The organism is Plantactinospora sp. GCM10030261, assembly GCF_042666615.1.
Classification (GTDB): Bacteria; Actinomycetota; Actinomycetes; order Mycobacteriales; family Micromonosporaceae; genus KBS50.
This window is the reverse complement of sequence record NZ_JBHTDD010000022.1, coordinates 106,641-123,281: the sequence shown is the minus strand read 5'-3', so window position 1 is coordinate 123,281 and position 16,641 is coordinate 106,641. Positions and strand designations below refer to the sequence as shown.

The following is a 16,641-nucleotide window of genomic DNA, read 5'->3' as shown; positions in this document are numbered from 1 at the left end:
CATCAAGACCAGCCAGGAACGGGGCATAAAACCATAATTGGCACTGGCATCACAAAGCACCCTGTTGAGTTCTCAAAGAACAACCACACACCACCAAGAACCACCACACAAGCAGCAGCCCCGATGAGGCATCTCAGTTGTCCGCACCCGTCGTTTCCGCCGGGCACTCGCACTACTTTACTGGGCGGTTCCTCCCGTGTCAACCGGTGTGTTCCGGTTCATCTGGTTGGTCCCATCCAGTCCCTATTTCGGGCAGCGAGTTACCTCGCTGTCGAGGTCGGGATTGGCGACAGACCGGCCGCCGCGGATCGCTCCGCCGCTCGCCCGGCTCCCTGCCGACCGACAACCATACCCGACGCCCTCGATGTCGCCAAATCGATCCGTGTCCGGTTCGCTTCGGGTCAATCCCGGTCGTCGGTCAGCCCGTTACCGGCGGGACACCCGCCCGGGTCTGGAGGAAGTCCCCCGGTTCGCGGCGACCCGACGCTTTCGCGCCGCTTCGCCCCGTCCCCGCGGGCAGAGAGAAAGCTACGCGGTCGGCGGATCGAACGTCAAACCGGTCCGACGGGACGCACGTCACAGTTGGCGTGGAGAGGCACCGGAAGGCTCGTCGGAGGGCGGGCGCCGGCAACGGGAGTTGTGCCGCATGGTCACACTCCGACCGTCCCCGTAGTCGGCGGCTCAATCGACAAGCAGCTTGAGCACGGCGGCCTCGGCCCGGTCCGTCGGCGTCGTCAGGTCGACGTCCGCGGTGGCTCCGTCGACGTAGAGATCGACCACACGGGGATGGACATATGACGCCCGGGCCACCGCAGGGGTGTTTCCCAGCATCTCGGCCACCTCCCGCATCACCCCGGCGACGGCCCGCCGTCCGGCCCGCTCGGAACCGACGGGACCAGCGACCGCCAGCAACCGCGCGGCCAGCACCGTGGCATGCCAGGTACGGAAGTCCTTGGCCGTCATGTCGGTGCCGCTCGTTTCCCGCAGGTACTCGTTGATCTCGTCGGCGCGTACGTCCCGCCACTGACGTCCGGCCCAGTACCCGAATAGCCGGTCCGCGCCTCGACGGCGACGACGCAGGCTGGTGAGGACGGCGCAGACGTCATCCGACTCCACGTGCCGCACCTGCTCGATCCCGCCCTTCGCGGGAAACTCCAGCACGACGTAGCCCCCCTTGCAACGCGCGTGTTCCGGGCGCAGGGTGGCCAGGCCGAAGGTGGGTTCCTCGCCGACCGCGTACTCGTCGCCGCCCACCCGAAACATTCCCATGTCCAGCAGGCGGGTCATCACCGCGAGGACGCGGGCTCGGCACAGCCCCCGGGCGGTCAGGTGGTCCGCCACCCGCTTCCGTAGATCGGGCAGGTGGCGCGCCACGTCCAGAACGTGGTCGAACTTCGCCTCGTCCCGTTGCCGACGCCACTCGGGGTGGTACAGGTACTGCTTCCGACCGGCGGCGTCGATGCCGGTCGCCTGGATGTGGCCGCGTGGGTGCGGGGAGATCCAGACATCCCGCCAGGCGGGCGGGATCACCAGGTCGCGCAGTCGACGCGTCTCCGCCGGATCGCCGATCGGGGTGCCGTCCATCGCGAGGAAGACGACGCCGCGACCACGCCTGCGCCGACCGTACCCCGGACGTGTCAGATCGGAACGCCGCAACCGCATGCATCCCTCCCGCTGTCCGACCCGCACCGCGGCGGCATCGCCTCCGCGGTGCTGCCGCGACAGTCATCCGCCTGTACCCCGACAGATCCGGCCTAACCACGCGGTACGCGGCGGGTAGCTACCGTCGATAGCGGGTACGACGGTCCGATGGGTCCACGGGAAGGGCGAGGCGCCGGCACAGCGGCGACGGGACTGGCACGCCAGTGGAAGGCCGACCGAGGGCAGGGGGAAACCGCCATGTCACAACAGACTTTTCCGGATCGAGCGACGGCCGGACGGGACCTCGCCGCTCAACTACGGCGGCACGTGACCGAGGCGCCCGTGAACCCGCTGGTACTCGCACTTCCCCGGGGCGGTCTACCGGTCGCCGCCGAGATCGCCCGGGAACTCGGCGGGGAACTGGACGTGGCGATCGTCCGCAAGATCGGAGCACCTGGCCAACCGGAGTTCGGGGTCGGGGCGGTGGCGGAGGACGGACCGCCGGTCTTCGACACCAGGTCGCTGGGATACCTGGGCATCACCGAGGCGGACCTCTACTCCACCGTGGAGAAGGAGCGGGCCGAGGTCGCTCGGCGGATTCAGCACTATCGGGAGGGCCGGCCGATCAGCCGGGTTCGGGACCGTGCCGTCATCGTGGTGGACGACGGGGTGGCCACCGGTGTGACGGCCCGTGCGGCGCTGCGTTGGCTGCGCGAACACCAGCCGCGGCGCCTCGTGTTCGCCGCACCGGTCTGCTCGCCCTCGGCCCACGACGTCCTGTCGGGGCAGGCCGACGCGGTGGTCTGCCTGAGCACGCCGACGGACTTCCAGGCCGTCGGCCAGTTCTACGTCGACTTCGCGCAGTTGACCGACGAGCAGGTGCTGCGGATTCTCGCGCACGCACGGGAGCAGGTCGCGGACCGATGAGCCGGAGCCACGTCACCGGCGTCGCATGGATCGCCGGTGGTTCGGGCATCAGGTTGGGCAACGACCCCGACCGACCCGACACGACCATCGGAGATGATGATGCATCCTGTCCCGGACCCCTGGACCTGGCGTGATCCCGCGCTGCTCGGCGGCGGCTATAACCAGGTGACTCCCGATCGCGACGACAGCCGCGACAACGACCGGACCGCGCCGGTCGACCCGAACGACGATGGCGGACCGGGCACCGACATCGATCTGTCCGGCTACCGGGTGGAAGCCACCGACGGCGGCATTGGTTCGATCGACGAGGCGACCGTCGAGGTGGGCGCCAGCTACCTGGTCGTCGACACCGGTCCGTGGATCTTCGGCCGGAAGGTCATGCTGCCCGCCGGCACGGTACAGCGGATCGAGCACCTCGATCGGGTGGTGCACGTCGACCGGAGTCGGGAGCAGATCAAAAACGCTCCGGAGTACGACCCGGAGACGGCCACCGCGCCGGACTACCGTGACCGAATCGCCGGCTATTACGAGGACAGCTACCGCGACGTTCCGAGCGGGTCCCCGGGCGATCGATAGTCGGCGGCGCGTCCCACCACCCGGTCGCGCCCAGCGCGTCCGGGTGAGCCGCCCTAGCGTCGAACCGGAAGGGCGCGGAGGGCTCGGGCCCGGAACGACGGCTGCCACGGCACCTGGTCGGCCGGCACCGCGAGGGTCGACCCGGGAAAGCGACGGAGGAAGGCGGCGACCGCCACCTCGGCCTCCAACCGGCCCAGTGACGCGCCCAGGCAGTAGTGCGGTCCGTGCCCGAGCGACACATGCGGGATCTCGGAGCGGTCGAGGCGGAACTCGTCCGGGTCCAGGAAGACCTCCGGGTCCCGGTTCGCCGACGCGATGCCCAACAACACGGTGTCACCCGCTGCGATCACGGTGTCCCCGATCGGCAGGTCCACGGCGGCGAAGCGCCGGATCGCCAGCGTGGCCGGCGGGTCGAAGCGCAACGTCTCCTCCACCGCCCGGCCGGCCAGCCCCGGCTCCCGACGCACCCGGTCCGCGAGGTCGGGGCGGCTCAGCAGGTGGAACAGGCAGGTGCCGATGAGGTGAACCGAGTTCTCGTAGCCGGCGAACAGGATCAGGAAGGCCAGCGACGTGAGTTCGTCCTCGGTGAGCCGGTCCGCCGCGTCCCGGGCAGCCACCATGGCGGTGAGCAGATCGTTCCCCGGTTCGGTCCGCCTGGAGCGGACCAGGTCGATCAGGAATCCCTCGATAGCGCCGATGGCGCCGGCCGCGGCCCGGGGGTCATCCGCTGGCGGCCGGATCATGGTTTCCGTCCAGCTCCGCAGTTGGGTCCGCCGGTCGTCCGGTACGCCGAACAGGTCACCGATAACCGTGACCGGCAACGGCCCGGCGTAACCGGCCACCAGGTCCACCGGATCCGTCGCCGGCAACCGGTCCAGCAGCGCGCCGGCGACCGCGTCGATCCGGCCTCGCATGCCTTCGATCCGCCGGGCGGTGAACGCCTGGGCGACCAGTCGACGGATCCGGGTGTGGTCCGGCGAGTCCATGTTGAGCAGGTTGGCGTCCAGGGTCGGGGGCAGCGAGAAGCCCTTCCACCCACCCGAACCGGTGCGCTTGTTCAACGACAGTCGTGGATCAGCGAGCAGGGTACGGACGTCGTGGTACCGGGTGACCAGCCAGACAGGTGACCCGTCCGGCAGGGCAAGCCGGTGCGCGGGGGCGTGCGCCCGCAGCCCGGCCAAGGCGCCATGCGGATCGGTAAACAACGCGTCCACGGGAGCGGACATGGGCTACCTCCCTCGGCGTGCCGCGGGACGGCGTGCCGGGCCAAGCCTAGGCCGAATCCGATCGGTCGCGGGGCCTCGGAGGCCGCCGGGACCACGCACGTCGCGCGGTGATCCCGCGCGGGATCACCGCACACCGCGCGGGATCACCGCTCCAGCCAGCGTCGTACCCGCCGCCGCCGGACCTCGTCCCGGGCTGATGGCACCGCTCGGAGCAACTGGTCGGCGGCCGCCGCCTGCCGGGCGTGCAACAGCCCGTACGTGAAGGTGTTCTCGCCGTCCCGGAACGCCCGCATCGCGTAACGCCGCAACACCTCCCTGGTGATTGCCGCGTCCTGGTGCCCGCCGAGCAGATCCTGCAACTCCTTCAGCCGCTTGCGCAGCTCCCGGATCTCCGGACCGCGGCTCGCCCGGCGGACCTCGATGGCGTACCGGGCTCTCTTGTACGCCTTGCGCGCCTCGTGAAACGCCGCATCGGATCCGTCCGCGCCGCCGGGTCCACCGGTCGACTGATCGGCGGGCGGCGGCAGGCTGTCGATCGCGGCGTCAAGCATCCCGTCGGCCCGGCGCAGCGACTTGCGGATCCTGCTGTCCACCCACCGACGCCGGACCGGGTGGGGCGGCGGCGCGTCGAGCAACTCGTCCAAGCGGTTCAGCAACGTCACGTAGCGCGACGACTGCAGCAGCCGGCGCAGCTTCGGCACGGCGCGGGCCACGTCGGCGTCGAACCGTTGCTGAATGCGGGCGGCGACCGGCCCGATCACGAGTTCCCGAGGTTCGGCCCGCACGGCGGCCAGCAACCGGGCGGACATCACGTGCGCGTCGCGTACCGGAGCGAGGCCGTCAGCGAGCCACTTCAGCTCGCCACGGAGCGACTCGACGGTGTCGCGGTCCCACAGTCCGCGGAAGGTGCGCAGGGTGGACCGCAGCCGGCGGCTGGCGACCCGCATGCCGTGAACGGCCCCCTCGTCACCCTGGCGCGCCGCCGGGTCCGCCAGGATCAGCGCGTCCCGTTGCGTCCGGGCGTAGTCGACCACGTCGGCGACGGTAGGCGGGACCGCCGTCGACGCGGTCGTCTCGGCGAGCCGGTCGGCCAGCACGGTACGCACCTTCGAACCGCCGAGCGGCCGGGCCCCGGAGTTGCGAAGCGCGGTGTCGATCTCCGCCAGCAGCCGGTCGTCGCCGTCGACCAGCTCCACCTCGATCTCGTGCCAGCTGTGTCGTCGGTCACGTGCCAGGTCGTGACCGCGTACGGCGTCTTCGGCCAGGACGGCCAGCACCCGGCCATCCGCGTCCCGGAGCGGGTGTTCGGTGCGACTGGTCTCGATCCGGGCCACCGGTCGGACGCGTCTGCCCCGGGTGGCGCCGCGGATCAGGCTGCGCAGTTCGGCGGGCGGGTCGGTGTCATCCGGCCCGGCCGGAAACCGGTGCTCCATCCGGTCACCGCCGGGTCGGCCAATCTTGAGGTGCCAGCCGGCGTCGTCGCCGCCGGTCCGGCGCCGCAGCGAGAAGCCGCCGCGCGTCAGCCGCAGGTCGGCGGTGTCCAGGTAGTCCGCCACCAATTCGTGCCGCACCGGCTCGGCGACCGTCGCGACCGGTCCGCATCCGGCGAGGTCCGGTACGACGAAGCCGTCCGGACCCGCGTACTTCCGCTCTCGTTCGACAATTGGCACCATGGCCCGCCACCTTCCCGCGGTTCGCGTCCTGTACCGATCATGGCGGAGGGCGGGACAGACGGCGACCGGTGTCGGTACGCGACGAACGACCTCGCCACCGGCCCCGCTGCCACCCATCCTCCGACCGTGGAATAGTTGACGCGTCAAACATGTTGTCGCGGGTGGATCCGGGACCCGCCCGGGGCCGCGAGAGGCGAGGAGCTGGCCGTGCAGTTCGGCATCTTTACCGTCGGCGACGTGACGCCCGACCCGACGACCGGCCGGGTGGTCACGGAGGCCGAGCGGATCAAGGCGATGGTGGCCATCGCCAGCAAGGCCGAGGAGGTCGGGCTCGACGTCTTCGCCACCGGCGAGCACCACAACCCGCCGTTCGTTCCCTCCTCGCCCACCACCATGCTCGGGTACATCGCGGCCCGGACCGAGAAGCTGCTGCTGTCCACGGCGACCACGCTGATCACCACAAACGACCCGGTGAAGATCGCCGAGGACTACGCCATCCTGCAACACCTGGCGGACGGCCGGGTGGACCTCATACTCGGCCGCGGCAACACCGGCCCGGTGTACCCCTGGTTCGGGCAGGACATCCGCAACGGCATCCCGCTGGCGATCGAGAACTACGCGCTGCTGCACCGGCTGTGGCGGGAGGACGTGGTCGACTGGAAGGGCAAGTTCCGCACGCCGTTGCAGTCGTTCACCTCGACCCCGCGACCGCTGGATGGCGTCCCGCCGTTCGTGTGGCACGGGTCGATCCGCAGCCCCGAGATCGCCGAGCAGGCCGCGTACTACGGTGACGGCTTCTTCGCCAACCACATCTTCTGGCCGAAGGAGCACACCCAGCGGATGGTCGGGCTCTATCGGGAGCGGTTCGCCCACTACGGCCACGGCTCCGCCGACCAGGCCATCGTCGGACTGGGCGGTCAGGTCTTCATCCGGTCCAGGTCGCAGGACGCGGTACGGGAGTTCCGCCCGTACTTCGACAACGCCCCGGTCTACGGGCACGGTCCGGCGCTGGAGGACTTCATGGCCGAGACCCCGCTGACCGTGGGCAGTCCGCAACAGGTGATCGACCGCACGCTCGGCTTCCGCGACTACGTCGGCGACTACCAGCGACAGTTGTTCCTGGTCGACCACGCCGGTCTGCCGCTGAAGACCGTACTCGAACAGCTCGACATCCTCGGCGAGGAGGTGATTCCGGTGCTCCGCGAGGAGTTCGACCGGCTGCGCCCGGCGCACGTGCCGGAGGCGCCGACGCACGCCAGCCGGAACGCCGCCCGGGAGACCGCCGGGGCGGGGGACGTTCGATGAGCCCGCGCGCCCTCACCGTGATCTCGGCGGGACTGCGCCAGCCGTCGTCGACCCGATTGCTCGCCGACCAGCTCGCCGCCGCGACGCGCGACGAGGCGGGCCGGCGCGGCGTCGCGGTGGACGTCCGGATGGTGGAGCTGCGCGAACACGCCCACGACATCACCAACCACCTGCTCACCGGCTTTCCGCCGGCCGCGCTGCGACCGGCGATGGAGGCGGTGACCAGCGCTGACGGGCTGATCGCCGTCACGCCGATCTTCAACGCCTCGTACGCCGGACTGTTCAAGTCGTTCTTCGACCTGTTCGCCGACGATGTGCTGGCCGGCAAGCCGGTGCTGGTCGCCGCGACCGGCGGGACAGCCCGCCACTCGCTGGCGCTCGACCACGCGCTGCGCCCGCTGTTCAGCTACCTGCGGACGCTGGTGCTGCCGACGGCCGTGTTCGCGGCGCCGGAGGACTGGGCCGGCGCCACGGCGAGCGGGGCGCTGGACGAGCGCGTCCGGCAGGCGGCCGGCGAACTCGCCGAGCGGCTCGCCGCGGAGTTGGCCCGCCCGGCCGCGGTCGACCCGTTCGCACTGACCAGGACGTTCGACGAACTGCTGACCGGCGACTGACCCGAGAAACTCGATCGACCCCGGCGCTGGAGGCGGTTAGCGTGGTGCGCATGTTTGCCACGGCCGCGCTGTGCCCGCCCGCGGGGTTCCCCCGCGTGGCCGCCACCGGCCGTGCGGTCTTCCCGGGCGCTGTCGCCCGGGTCTTCGCCGGCGCTGATACCCGAGGCTGACCCTTCCCGCGAGCAGCAGAACCACCGGGGAGGGTGGCCTTCCCACCGGCGTGCCCTGACCGGGGCGCCGGACCGACGCCCGGTTCTGGCGCGGGTCGCCTGGCACCGATCCCGCGTACCACCCTCCCGCCATCCTTCGACCAGCATTCGGCCTCCGCGCCGCGCGGCGGCGCCGTGGGCCGAATGACGGTCGTTCTCGCAGCCAGTGAGGACACATCCATGGCCAAGAGCCAGTACACCCGGACCAAGCCACACCTGAACATCGGCACGATGGGTCACGTCGACCACGGCAAGACGACTCTGACCGCCGCCATCACGAGGGTGCTCGCCGACCGCGACCCGGCCGCCAACCGGTTCGTGGCGTTCGACGGCATCGACCGGGCGCCGGAGGAGGTCGCCCGGGGCATAACCATCACCATCGCGCACGTCGAGTACGAGACCGCCACCCGGCACTACGCGCACGTGGACATGCCGGGCCACGCCGACTACGTGAAAAACATGATCACGGGTGCGGCGCAGGTGGACGGGGCGATCCTCGTCGTGTCCGCGCTGGACGGGGCGATGCCGCAGACCCGCGAGCACGTGCTGCTCGCCCGACGGGTCGGCGTGCCCTACCTGGTGGTCGCCCTGAACAAGGCGGACGCGGTCGACGACCCCGAGCTGCTCGAGCTGGTCGAGCTGGAGCTGCGCGAGCTGCTCAGCGAGTACGGGTTCCCCGGCGCCGACGTGCCGGTGGTGCCGGTGAGCGCGCTGGGCGCGCTGAACGGCGACCCGCGCTGGATCCAGTCCATCGCGGACCTGCTCGACGCGGTGGACCGGTACGTGCCGGTCCCGCCGCGCGAACTGGACGCGCCGTTCCTGATGCCGATCGAGAACGTGCTCACCATCGGCGGCCGGGGCACGGTGGTCACCGGCGCGATCGAGCGCGGCACGCTGCGGGTCGGGGCGCCCGTGGAGGTGGTCGGGCTCGGGGAGACGCTCGCCACCGTGGCGACCGGCCTGGAGACGTTCGGCAAGTCGCTGGCCGTCGCCGAGGCCGGCGACAACGCCGCCGTACTGCTCCGCGGGGTCAAGCGCGACCAGGTGCGGCGCGGACAGGTGGTGGCGGCGCCGGGCAGCGTGACCGCGCACCAGCGGTTCCGGGCCCAGCTGTACGCGTTGACCCCCGACGAGGGCGGCCGGCGCACGCCGTTCCTGGCGAACTACCGGCCGCAGTTCTACATCCGGACCACCGACGTGCCGGGCGCGATCGACCTGGGCGACATCCCGATGGTCGCGCCGGGCGACACGGTGGACCTGACGGTGGAACTGGGTCGGCCGGTGGCGGTCGACGTCGGCCTCGGCTTCGCCGTCCGGGAGGGCGGCCGGACCGTGGCCGGCGGCACGGTCACCGAGCTGCTCGACTGACTGTCGAGCCGCCCGGTCGCGCGGTTCGACTCCATGCGCCCGGCATATCGCGGGCCGTTGGCCCGGCGAGTATCGAGACGGTAGCTCGGGGTGTCGCGCGTCGCGCGACGCGCGGCACCCCACACACCGCAAGCCTCGTCATGTCGAGCAGCGACAAGATCATCATCGGCCGCCGCGACGCAGGACGGCGACCGGCAGCGCGGCGAGCCCTGCCGCGGTCCAGCCGAGCAGCGCCTGACCACCCACGGCGAGCAGCGCCGTGGCACCCGTTCCGGCCACCGCCGCGGCGCCCCAGACAGCCGCGTCCACGGCTCCCTCCACCCTGGTACGCATGGCGGGAGGCAGTTGCCCGGCGAGCGACGTACTGCCGCCGACGAAGCAGAGGTTCCATGCGTAGCCGAGCAGGAACAGCGTCACCGCCGGCAGCGTGGTGCCGGATCGGGGCACCACCGCCGTGAGCACGGCGCTGACCACCAGCAGAGCCAGCCCGGCAACCATCACCGGCCGAGTGCCGAGCCGATCGGCCAATCGCCCGGTGATCGGCGACAGGGCGAACATGCCGAACGTGTGGGCGGCCATGACGGCACCGATGGCGCCGAGCCCGTGCTGATGCCGGTGCAGATCGACGGGTGCCGCTGTCATCACGGCGACCATCACCACCTGGGCCGCGGCCATTACCACAAACGCCGACCGGGCTGCCGGCGCCCGCACCAGACCGGCAAGGGACAACCGGTCCGTGGCGGTGGCCGAGTTGCCGACGTTCGCATCGGCCCGCTCCGCCGGAGCGACCGACGGGTGGACCGTGGGCACCGAAGCGCGTTCGCCGTCGGATCGGCCGAGGCGCGGCCCCGCGCCCGAGCCGGCCGGAAAGGCCAGCATCGCGGCGGCGGCCGCGGCGCTGGTGAGGCCCGCGAACAGGAATGGGCCGCAGAGCGCCGGCCAACCCAGGTGGCTGGCAACCGTGCCCGTGGTGGCGAGCAGCAGTGGACCGCCCACCGCGCCGACCGCACCGCCCCACACCACGACTCCGATCGCGAACCCGTGCCACCGAACCGGGTAGTGATCGGTAGCGGCGTACCGGGCGAGCAGGGCTCCAGCGTTACCGATGCCGAGCAGCAGGAGGCCGAGGCTGACCGGCGCGACGGCGCCAACGGCCGCCGCCGCGACGGCGACGGCCGCACCGACGACCGCCACGAGATACCCCGTGGTCAGCCCGGCCCGCCAGCCACGACGGGCAGCCACCGTGGTCAACAGCAACGCGCCGAGGCCGGTGCCCACGATGCCGGCGGTGTTGGGGAGACCTGCCCAGCCCGTACCGAGCCGGTCCGCGGCGAGAATCGTCCCGACCGGGCTCGCGACCGCCATCGCGGCATTCATGGCGGCGGTGGTGACGACAAGCGCGGCGATGGCCCGCTGTCGCGTCGCCTGGACCGGTGGTGCCGGCATGGTGCTGAGCATGGACACCACCCTAGAAACCAATAAGCGGAAGAGACATGGTCCGCGGAGGGTAGAACCGTGGGTTGACCTGTTGATCGGAAGCCAAACGGCCGTGATGATTTCCAGATGGACAGACCACTGGATCAGACCGACTGGCGCATCCTGGCGGAGTTGCAACGGGACGGGCGGCTCTCGTACAACCAGCTCGGGCGACTCGTGAACATGTCCTCGCCAGCGGTCGCCGAACGGGTACGCCGCCTCGAGGAGTCCGGTGTGATCACCGGCTACCAGGCCCGGGTCGACCCGGCCCGAGCCGGGCAGCCGCTCACCGCATTCGTCCAGCTCCGCTGCGCTCTCACCCGCTGCCTCTTGAAGACCACCACTGCCGCCGACCTCCCCGAGGTGGTGGAGGTGCACAAGCTCACCGGCACCTCGTGCTCGATGCTGAAGGTGCGCGTGGCGTCGATGGCGCACCTCGAAGCACTACTCGAACGCCTCGGCCAGCACGGCGAGATGAACTCGCACGTGGTGCTCTCCACCCCGTACGAGGGTCGGCCGGTGCAGCCGGTTCCGGGCGAGGCGGGGACGGTCACTCGATCTGCTGGCTGGTCCTGACACTCGCCCCTCACGCCTCGCCCGGCGGTGAGATCTGCCGAAAGAGGCTCATCATGTCGGGGGAAACCCACTCCTCGGCGATCCTGTCCCCCACCACCCGGTAGATCTCGATGCTGGTGATGCTGACCTTCCGATGGGTCGGCGGGATACCCTGGAACGCCCCGCCGTGAGTGCCGTGGAGCCGGCTGCGCACGACGACCTTGTCGCCGACACCGAAGATGTCCTCGACGTCCACCCGGAGATCGGGGAACCCGTCGCGCATGGCCCGCACGCCGGCCTTCCAGCTCTCCCGTCCGGTGCGGGGCCCGGGCAGGCCAGGGATGTTGGCGATGAAGTCGGTGGTGAGGAGATCCCCGCACGCGTCGAGGTCGCCGCTGTCCAGTAACCGGAAGGCATGGCGCAGCAGGTCGACGTTCTTTTCGGAGGTCATCGTAGTCATGATCACCATCTCCATGCACTCTCGAAGGATTGTTGACCATGGTACATCATGAACCTGGTACATCGTCTCGGCAGACCTTCGACTGCCTGCTGGCGGTGTCCATCCTGATGGCCGAAGACATGGCGAAGGGGCTGGCCGATCGAGGGCTCACCCGGGCACGCGCGAACGCCCTGTGGGAGATCGCCCGACACGGCCCGACGACGCAGCGGCAACTCGCCGACCTGCTGCACGTGACGCCACGCAACATCACCAAGCTGATCGACGCCCTGGAACAGGGCGGCTTCGTCGTCCGTACCGGCCACGACAGCGACCGCCGCGCGGTCCTGGTCCGCCTCACGCCGCAGGGCGCGACGGCGGCCGAACGCCTGGAGTCGGAGGCGAACGCCCTGGCCGACGAGCTGTTCGGCGACCTGTCAGCGGCGGACCGGCGAACGGTCGCCCGCGCCCTCGACGGTGCAGCGGCCCGACTCCGAGATCTGACGACCACACCCGACGCTTGATCCGCCCGGGGTTCGAGCGGATCGACGCGCCCCAGCCCGCCGGGATGCTCAGTCGAGGTGTTCCGCCGGTACGGTGCGCAACAGCCACGCCAACGGCATCCGGGCTCGCTCGGCGTAGCGCCCCGTCGCGTCGAGGCGGCACATCGTCACGGTGTGGGCCGTGTCCCGGTCCACCACCCAGTATCGCGGTATCCCCGCCGACGCGTATTCACGGAGTTTCGTCACGGAGTCCATGGCTTCGGACCCGGGTGAGACGATCTCGATCGCCAGCAGCAGGCCCGTCACCGGCGACCAGACGCCACGGACCGGGGGTTCCCGCCACACGGTGAGGTCAGGTATCCGCCCCCCGTCACCGTCCGGTCCCGGAATTCGTACGCCGACCACCTGAAGAACCTGCTCCGCCGACCATCCAGCCATGATCAACCAGGCGAAGATCCGGCTGGCGATCGTCGCGTGCTCGACGTCTGGTGGGGGCATGACGGACAAGACCCCCTCGGGGCTGGTCTCGTAGCGATGGCCGTAGGGATCGGCGGCGTTCATCGCCGCCACGTCGGCGAGCGTGACGACGGGGGGCATGTGCATGCCAACGGCCTCGGCGCTCATGGCCTCATGCTAACTGGACGGGCCATCCGTCCTGCCTCTCACACAGCTTCGACGCCAGCGTTCACGCAACCCGCGGTAGCTCGACGGTGAGGACGGCGAGCACCTCGTCCAGGTACGCCACCCGGGCCTCGTGGTCCGGCGGCAGCACCGGCGGCGCCGCGCTGGTGAGGTACGCGTGACCGAGGTAGGCGCTGTGCGCCAGCAGTGCCCGCCGTCGCGCCTGGTCCGGCGAGAACCCGAGTTCCTCGAAGATGTGCGCGACGCCGCTGACGCGCCGTTCGGCGACCCGCGCGAGCACCGGGCCGACGATCGGGTGGTCGGCGTCGGCCAGCAGCGCCAAGGCGATCCGATCCTCCTGCACGCTCCTGGTCACCTCCTGGATCAGGAGCCGGAGTCGGGTCGCGGGATCGACCTCCAGGGTCTCGATCCGGTCGAGGACGTCGATGGTCAGGCGGTGCTCCCAGTGCCCGAGGGCGGCCCGCACCAGGTCATCACGGTTGGCGAAGTGCCAGTAGAAGCTGCCTTTGGTGGCACCGAGTCGGGCGGCGATCGGTTCGACGGCGACGGCGGCCAGCCCGCCGGTGGCCAGCGCCGCCGCCGCGGCCGCCGCCCAGTCGTCCCGGGTGAGTCGTCGCGCCGCGGGTCTGGTCATGCTCCATACGCTACCGTATGCTCACCGTACGGGGGCGTATGGTGGCACGCGAGCCGGAGCGCATACCGGCCCGACGTGCCACCATGCGGGACTCCCGCCGCCGGCCTCGACGCTCAGGCCGCGCGCGAATCCCGGGAGGAAACGCGGATGGGAGAGCACGTCACGCACGCGTACGACGCGGTAATCGTGGGCGCGCGGGTAGCCGGCGCGGCCACCGCCATCCACCTGGCCCGCGCCGGGCTTCGGGTGTTGCTGCTGGACCAGGCCGCCTTTCCCAGCGACACGCTCTCCAGCCATCAGGTGCAGGTGCCGGGCGTGGCCCGACTGCGCCGGCTGGGCGTGCTCGACCAGCTACGCGCGGCGGGGACCCCGGCGACCCACCGGATCCGGCTGGACACCGGCCACACCGTGCTCGAAGGTGACCTCCCGCCGTACGACGGGATCGCCGAGATGTACAGCCCGCGACGCACCGTGCTGGACGCCCTGCTGGTCGCCACGGCCGAGACGAGCGGAGTCGAGATCCGGGAGAAGTTCCGGGTGACCGAGCTGTGCTGGGACGGGACCCGGGTGGTGGGAGTGCGGGGCCACCGGCGGTCCGGTGGCCGACCCGTCGACATCCCGGCCCGGCTCGTCGTCGGGGCCGACGGGAAGCGGTCGATCGTCGCCACGGCGGTGCGGGCGCGGGCCTACCGGGAGCGCCCGGCGCTGGCCGTCGCCTGCTACGCGTACTGGACGAACCTGCCGGCCCCGCTCGGCGAGATGTACCAGCGACCGCGGCGGGCGATCGCCGTCTTCCCCACCAACGACGACCTCACCATGGTGTACGTCGCGGCGCCCCGCGCCGAGCTGGCTGCGTTCCGCCGGGACCCGGGTGCCGAGGTGACCCGCACCCTCGACGGCTGCGGCGACCTGGCGGACCGGGTCCGCGCCGCCACCCGCGTCGAGCGGTTCCGGATCGCCGCCGAGCAGCCCAACGCCATGCGGATGCCGTACGGACCGGGCTGGGCACTTGTCGGCGACGCCGGTGTGGTGCTCGACTCCATCACGGCGCAGGGCATCAGCAACGCGTTGCGGGACGCCGAACTCCTCGCCACGGCGGTCATCTCCGCGAGGTACGGCGTCGAGCCGGCTCGGGACGCGTACGCCCGGTTCCACCGGGATCGGGACGCCACGGTACGTCCCGTCTTCGACTTCACCACGGACCTCGCAACGTTCCGGCCGCCCGGGATGGCGTCCCGGATCCTGACCACGGCGCTGGCCGGGCGACCCGCGCAGATCTCCCGGTTTCTCGGCATGGTCACCGGGTCGGTCCGGAGGTCGGCGTACTTCTCCCCCGGCAACCTCGCCTCGGTGTTCGGTCCGGCCGGACTCCTCCGGATCGGTGCGGCTACCGTCACGTCCGCGCTCTCCCCCCAGCGGCCGTCCGCATGGGACGGATACGGTCGACGGGCGTAACGCATGATCGGGGGACCTCCATCAGCACTGTCGTCGTGGCCGCCGTGCTCGTCGCGGCTGTCCTGCACGCCACCTGGAACGCGCTTGTCAAAGGGGTGGCGGACCAGGTAAAGCTGTTCACCCGTCTGGGCGTGGTGTCGGCGACGATCACCGTCGTGTCGCTGCCCTGGATCGGGCTGCCCGCCGCGGAGTCGTGGCCATGGGTGATCGCGTCGGCAATCATCCACATCGGATATAACGTCGGTTTGCTCGCCGCGTACCGGCTCGGTGACTTCGGACAGACGTACCCGCTGGCCCGCGGGCTCGGCCCGGTAATCGCCACCGGCATCGCCTACCTCGCCATCGCCGAGCCGCTGCCGCCGCCTGCCCTCGTCGGCGTGCTGCTGGTCAGCGCGGCGATCGCGGTCCTCGGCCTGACCCCCTGGCACCGGGTCCGGGCCAATCGACCCGCCGTCGTGGCCGCACTGCTCACCGGGCTGACGATCGGCAGCTATACCGTCATCGACGGCATCGGCGTACGGCTCAGCGGCAACGCCGGGGCGTACACCCTGGTCCTGGTCGGCCTGCAGGGCCTCGGCACGATCCCGCTGCTGGCCTGGTGGGCCCGGCGCAAAGCCGCGAACGGACCGACCGCCGGTTCGGCGGCCGGCGTCGGCTGGGGTCAGGCGATCGCCGTGACCATGCTGTCGATCGGCGCGTACGGCCTGGTGCTCTGGGCCCAGACGAAGGGTGCCCTGGGCGCCATCGCGGCCTTGCGGGAGAGCAGCGTCGTCGTCGCCGCGCTGATCGGCGCGGTGGTGTTCCGCGAGTCGCTGAGCCGGCTGCGGATCGCGGCCAGTGTCGTGATCACCGCCGGGGTGGTGCTGCTGGCCACCGCCGGCGGCTAGGAGAACACCTCGAACGGCTCGTCAATCCGCTCACCGGCAAGGAACGGGGTGAGCAGTGTGGGCAGCCGACCCGGATAGAAGCGTTCCCGGCTGGCCACGATGTCCGGCACCGACCACCAGCGGAAATCGACGTAGTCCTCCTGCTCCTCGATCAGCTGCTCGGTCGCGTCGATAGCCGGTTGGGTCTCGGTCAGCCGAACCGGCACCACCACCTCGTGCTGCAGCCTCCGGACCTCCCGGAACAGGAACGTGGCGGTACGTCGCCAGGTCGGCTCGCCCACCTGGTCCGGTGTGATCCGGAAACCCGTCTCCTCGCGCAACTCCCGCACCGCCGTCTCACGGTACGTCTCACCCAGGTCGATGCCACCGCCCGGCAGTTCCCACCAGAAGCCGTACTCGGGGCGGGTGATCTCCCGGGTGTGGAACAGCAACACCCGCTCCTCGCGGTCGAGCACCACCAGGCGCACCGAATCGCGTTCCTCGACAGGCAGATCCCGAGGCAGCTCCACAGTCG

At 71.0% G+C, this 16,641-nt stretch carries 17 protein-coding genes; 9 read left to right on the top strand and 8 right to left on the bottom strand.

All coding sequences use genetic code 11. From position 1 onward, the window contains the following. Nucleotides 1–681 precede the first annotated feature (681 nt). Nucleotides 682–1,662 carry a DNA topoisomerase IB gene (locus tag ACFQUZ_RS23680; RefSeq protein WP_377445956.1) on the bottom strand — a complete coding sequence of 327 codons (981 nt, stop codon included), beginning with the start codon at nt 1,660–1,662 and terminating at the stop codon, nt 682–684. Between the two features lie 237 nt (nt 1,663–1,899). Between ACFQUZ_RS23680 and ACFQUZ_RS23675 the strand changes: the two genes are divergently transcribed. Further along, nucleotides 1,900–2,568 (top strand): phosphoribosyltransferase, encoded by a 669-nt coding sequence (locus ACFQUZ_RS23675; protein WP_377445954.1) that lies wholly within the window; start codon nt 1,900–1,902, stop codon nt 2,566–2,568. 96 nt (nt 2,569–2,664) lie between these two features. Beyond that, a complete protein-coding gene (locus ACFQUZ_RS23670; protein ID WP_377445953.1) occupies nt 2,665–3,144 on the top strand; it encodes a PRC-barrel domain containing protein in 480 nt (159 codons plus the stop codon). A 53-nt stretch (nt 3,145–3,197) separates the two neighbouring features. Here the strand turns inward: ACFQUZ_RS23670 and ACFQUZ_RS23665 are convergent, their stop codons facing one another. Together ACFQUZ_RS23665 and ACFQUZ_RS23660 are read right to left on the bottom strand one after the other, a co-directional pair. Further along, nucleotides 3,198–4,370: a cytochrome P450 gene (locus ACFQUZ_RS23665; RefSeq protein ID WP_377445952.1), complete on the bottom strand. Its 1,173-nt coding sequence runs from the start codon at nt 4,368–4,370 to the stop codon at nt 3,198–3,200. Nucleotides 4,371–4,513: 143 nt separating this feature from the next. Continuing rightward, nucleotides 4,514–6,043, bottom strand: coding sequence for a CHAD domain-containing protein (locus ACFQUZ_RS23660; RefSeq protein WP_377445951.1), 1,530 nt, complete (start codon nt 6,041–6,043; stop codon nt 4,514–4,516). Nucleotides 6,044–6,250: 207 nt separating this feature from the next. On the opposite strand from ACFQUZ_RS23660, the gene ACFQUZ_RS23655 reads away from it, so the two are divergent. From ACFQUZ_RS23655 to tuf, 3 genes are all read left to right on the top strand, one after another. After that, complete coding sequence (locus tag ACFQUZ_RS23655; RefSeq protein ID WP_377445950.1) at nt 6,251–7,348, top strand: LLM class flavin-dependent oxidoreductase; 1,098 nt, start codon at nt 6,251–6,253, stop codon at nt 7,346–7,348. Further along, nucleotides 7,345–7,962 carry an FMN reductase gene (locus ACFQUZ_RS23650; protein ID WP_377445949.1) on the top strand — a complete coding sequence of 206 codons (618 nt, stop codon included), beginning with the start codon at nt 7,345–7,347 and terminating at the stop codon, nt 7,960–7,962. Before ACFQUZ_RS23655 ends, ACFQUZ_RS23650 begins: the two co-directional genes overlap by 4 nt. A 389-nt stretch (nt 7,963–8,351) precedes the next feature. Further along, nucleotides 8,352–9,539, top strand: a complete 1,188-nt coding sequence (gene tuf / locus ACFQUZ_RS23645) for an elongation factor Tu (RefSeq protein WP_377445948.1) — start codon at nt 8,352–8,354, stop codon at nt 9,537–9,539. Between the two features lie 162 nt (nt 9,540–9,701). Here tuf and ACFQUZ_RS23640 read toward each other — a convergent pair whose 3' ends face one another. After that, on the bottom strand, nt 9,702–10,997 hold the full coding sequence (locus ACFQUZ_RS23640) for an MFS transporter (protein WP_377445946.1): 1,296 nt from the start codon (nt 10,995–10,997) through the stop codon (nt 9,702–9,704). A gap of 105 nt (nt 10,998–11,102) precedes the next feature. Here ACFQUZ_RS23640 and ACFQUZ_RS23635 point away from each other — a divergent pair, with 105 nt between their 5' ends. After that, nucleotides 11,103–11,591 carry an Lrp/AsnC family transcriptional regulator gene (locus tag ACFQUZ_RS23635; protein ID WP_377445944.1) on the top strand — a complete coding sequence of 163 codons (489 nt, stop codon included), beginning with the start codon at nt 11,103–11,105 and terminating at the stop codon, nt 11,589–11,591. A 10-nt stretch (nt 11,592–11,601) separates the two neighbouring features. On the opposite strand, the gene ACFQUZ_RS23630 is transcribed toward ACFQUZ_RS23635, so the two are convergent. Further along, a complete protein-coding gene (locus ACFQUZ_RS23630) occupies nt 11,602–12,021 on the bottom strand; it encodes an ester cyclase (protein WP_377445942.1) in 420 nt (139 codons plus the stop codon). 47 nt (nt 12,022–12,068) lie between these two features. Here ACFQUZ_RS23630 and ACFQUZ_RS23625 point away from each other — a divergent pair, with 47 nt between their 5' ends. Further along, nucleotides 12,069–12,530: a MarR family winged helix-turn-helix transcriptional regulator gene (locus ACFQUZ_RS23625; protein WP_377445940.1), complete on the top strand. Its 462-nt coding sequence runs from the start codon at nt 12,069–12,071 to the stop codon at nt 12,528–12,530. Nucleotides 12,531–12,578: 48 nt separating this feature from the next. Here ACFQUZ_RS23625 and ACFQUZ_RS23620 read toward each other — a convergent pair whose 3' ends face one another. Together ACFQUZ_RS23620 and ACFQUZ_RS23615 are read right to left on the bottom strand one after the other, a co-directional pair. Continuing rightward, nucleotides 12,579–13,133, bottom strand: a complete 555-nt coding sequence (locus ACFQUZ_RS23620) for a Uma2 family endonuclease (protein ID WP_377445938.1) — start codon at nt 13,131–13,133, stop codon at nt 12,579–12,581. Between the two features lie 61 nt (nt 13,134–13,194). Then, complete coding sequence (locus tag ACFQUZ_RS23615) at nt 13,195–13,785, bottom strand: TetR/AcrR family transcriptional regulator (protein ID WP_377445936.1); 591 nt, start codon at nt 13,783–13,785, stop codon at nt 13,195–13,197. Nucleotides 13,786–13,932: 147 nt separating this feature from the next. On the opposite strand from ACFQUZ_RS23615, the gene ACFQUZ_RS23610 reads away from it, so the two are divergent. Both ACFQUZ_RS23610 and ACFQUZ_RS23605 read left to right on the top strand, forming a co-directional pair. After that, complete coding sequence (locus tag ACFQUZ_RS23610) at nt 13,933–15,240, top strand: NAD(P)/FAD-dependent oxidoreductase (protein WP_377445934.1); 1,308 nt, start codon at nt 13,933–13,935, stop codon at nt 15,238–15,240. 35 nt (nt 15,241–15,275) lie between these two features. Next, nucleotides 15,276–16,127 (top strand): hypothetical protein, encoded by an 852-nt coding sequence (locus tag ACFQUZ_RS23605; RefSeq protein ID WP_377445932.1) that lies wholly within the window; start codon nt 15,276–15,278, stop codon nt 16,125–16,127. Here the strand turns inward: ACFQUZ_RS23605 and ACFQUZ_RS23600 are convergent. After that, a complete protein-coding gene (locus ACFQUZ_RS23600; RefSeq protein WP_377445930.1) occupies nt 16,124–16,636 on the bottom strand; it encodes an NUDIX hydrolase in 513 nt (170 codons plus the stop codon). The genes ACFQUZ_RS23605 and ACFQUZ_RS23600 overlap by 4 nt on opposite strands. Between the last annotated feature and the right edge of the window lie 5 nt (nt 16,637–16,641).

Excerpts from the sequence above, each read along its gene's own strand:
- ACFQUZ_RS23680 (WP_377445956.1), bottom strand. The coding sequence starts at position 1,662 with ATGCGGTTGCGGCGTTCCGATCTGACACGTCCGGGGTACGGTCGGCGC.
- ACFQUZ_RS23675 (WP_377445954.1), top strand. The coding sequence starts at position 1,900 with ATGTCACAACAGACTTTTCCGGATCGAGCGACGGCCGGACGGGACCTC.
- ACFQUZ_RS23670 (WP_377445953.1), top strand. The coding sequence starts at position 2,665 with ATGATGCATCCTGTCCCGGACCCCTGGACCTGGCGTGATCCCGCGCTG.
- ACFQUZ_RS23665 (WP_377445952.1), bottom strand. The coding sequence starts at position 4,370 with ATGTCCGCTCCCGTGGACGCGTTGTTTACCGATCCGCATGGCGCCTTG.
- ACFQUZ_RS23660 (WP_377445951.1), bottom strand. The coding sequence starts at position 6,043 with ATGGTGCCAATTGTCGAACGAGAGCGGAAGTACGCGGGTCCGGACGGC.
- ACFQUZ_RS23650 (WP_377445949.1), top strand. The coding sequence starts at position 7,345 with ATGAGCCCGCGCGCCCTCACCGTGATCTCGGCGGGACTGCGCCAGCCG.
- tuf (WP_377445948.1), top strand. The coding sequence starts at position 8,352 with ATGGCCAAGAGCCAGTACACCCGGACCAAGCCACACCTGAACATCGGC.
- ACFQUZ_RS23640 (WP_377445946.1), bottom strand. The coding sequence starts at position 10,997 with ATGCTCAGCACCATGCCGGCACCACCGGTCCAGGCGACGCGACAGCGG.
- ACFQUZ_RS23635 (WP_377445944.1), top strand. The coding sequence starts at position 11,103 with ATGGACAGACCACTGGATCAGACCGACTGGCGCATCCTGGCGGAGTTG.
- ACFQUZ_RS23630 (WP_377445942.1), bottom strand. The coding sequence starts at position 12,021 with ATGACCTCCGAAAAGAACGTCGACCTGCTGCGCCATGCCTTCCGGTTA.
- ACFQUZ_RS23625 (WP_377445940.1), top strand. The coding sequence starts at position 12,069 with ATGGTACATCATGAACCTGGTACATCGTCTCGGCAGACCTTCGACTGC.
- ACFQUZ_RS23620 (WP_377445938.1), bottom strand. The coding sequence starts at position 13,133 with ATGAGCGCCGAGGCCGTTGGCATGCACATGCCCCCCGTCGTCACGCTC.
- ACFQUZ_RS23615 (WP_377445936.1), bottom strand. The coding sequence starts at position 13,785 with ATGACCAGACCCGCGGCGCGACGACTCACCCGGGACGACTGGGCGGCG.
- ACFQUZ_RS23610 (WP_377445934.1), top strand. The coding sequence starts at position 13,933 with ATGGGAGAGCACGTCACGCACGCGTACGACGCGGTAATCGTGGGCGCG.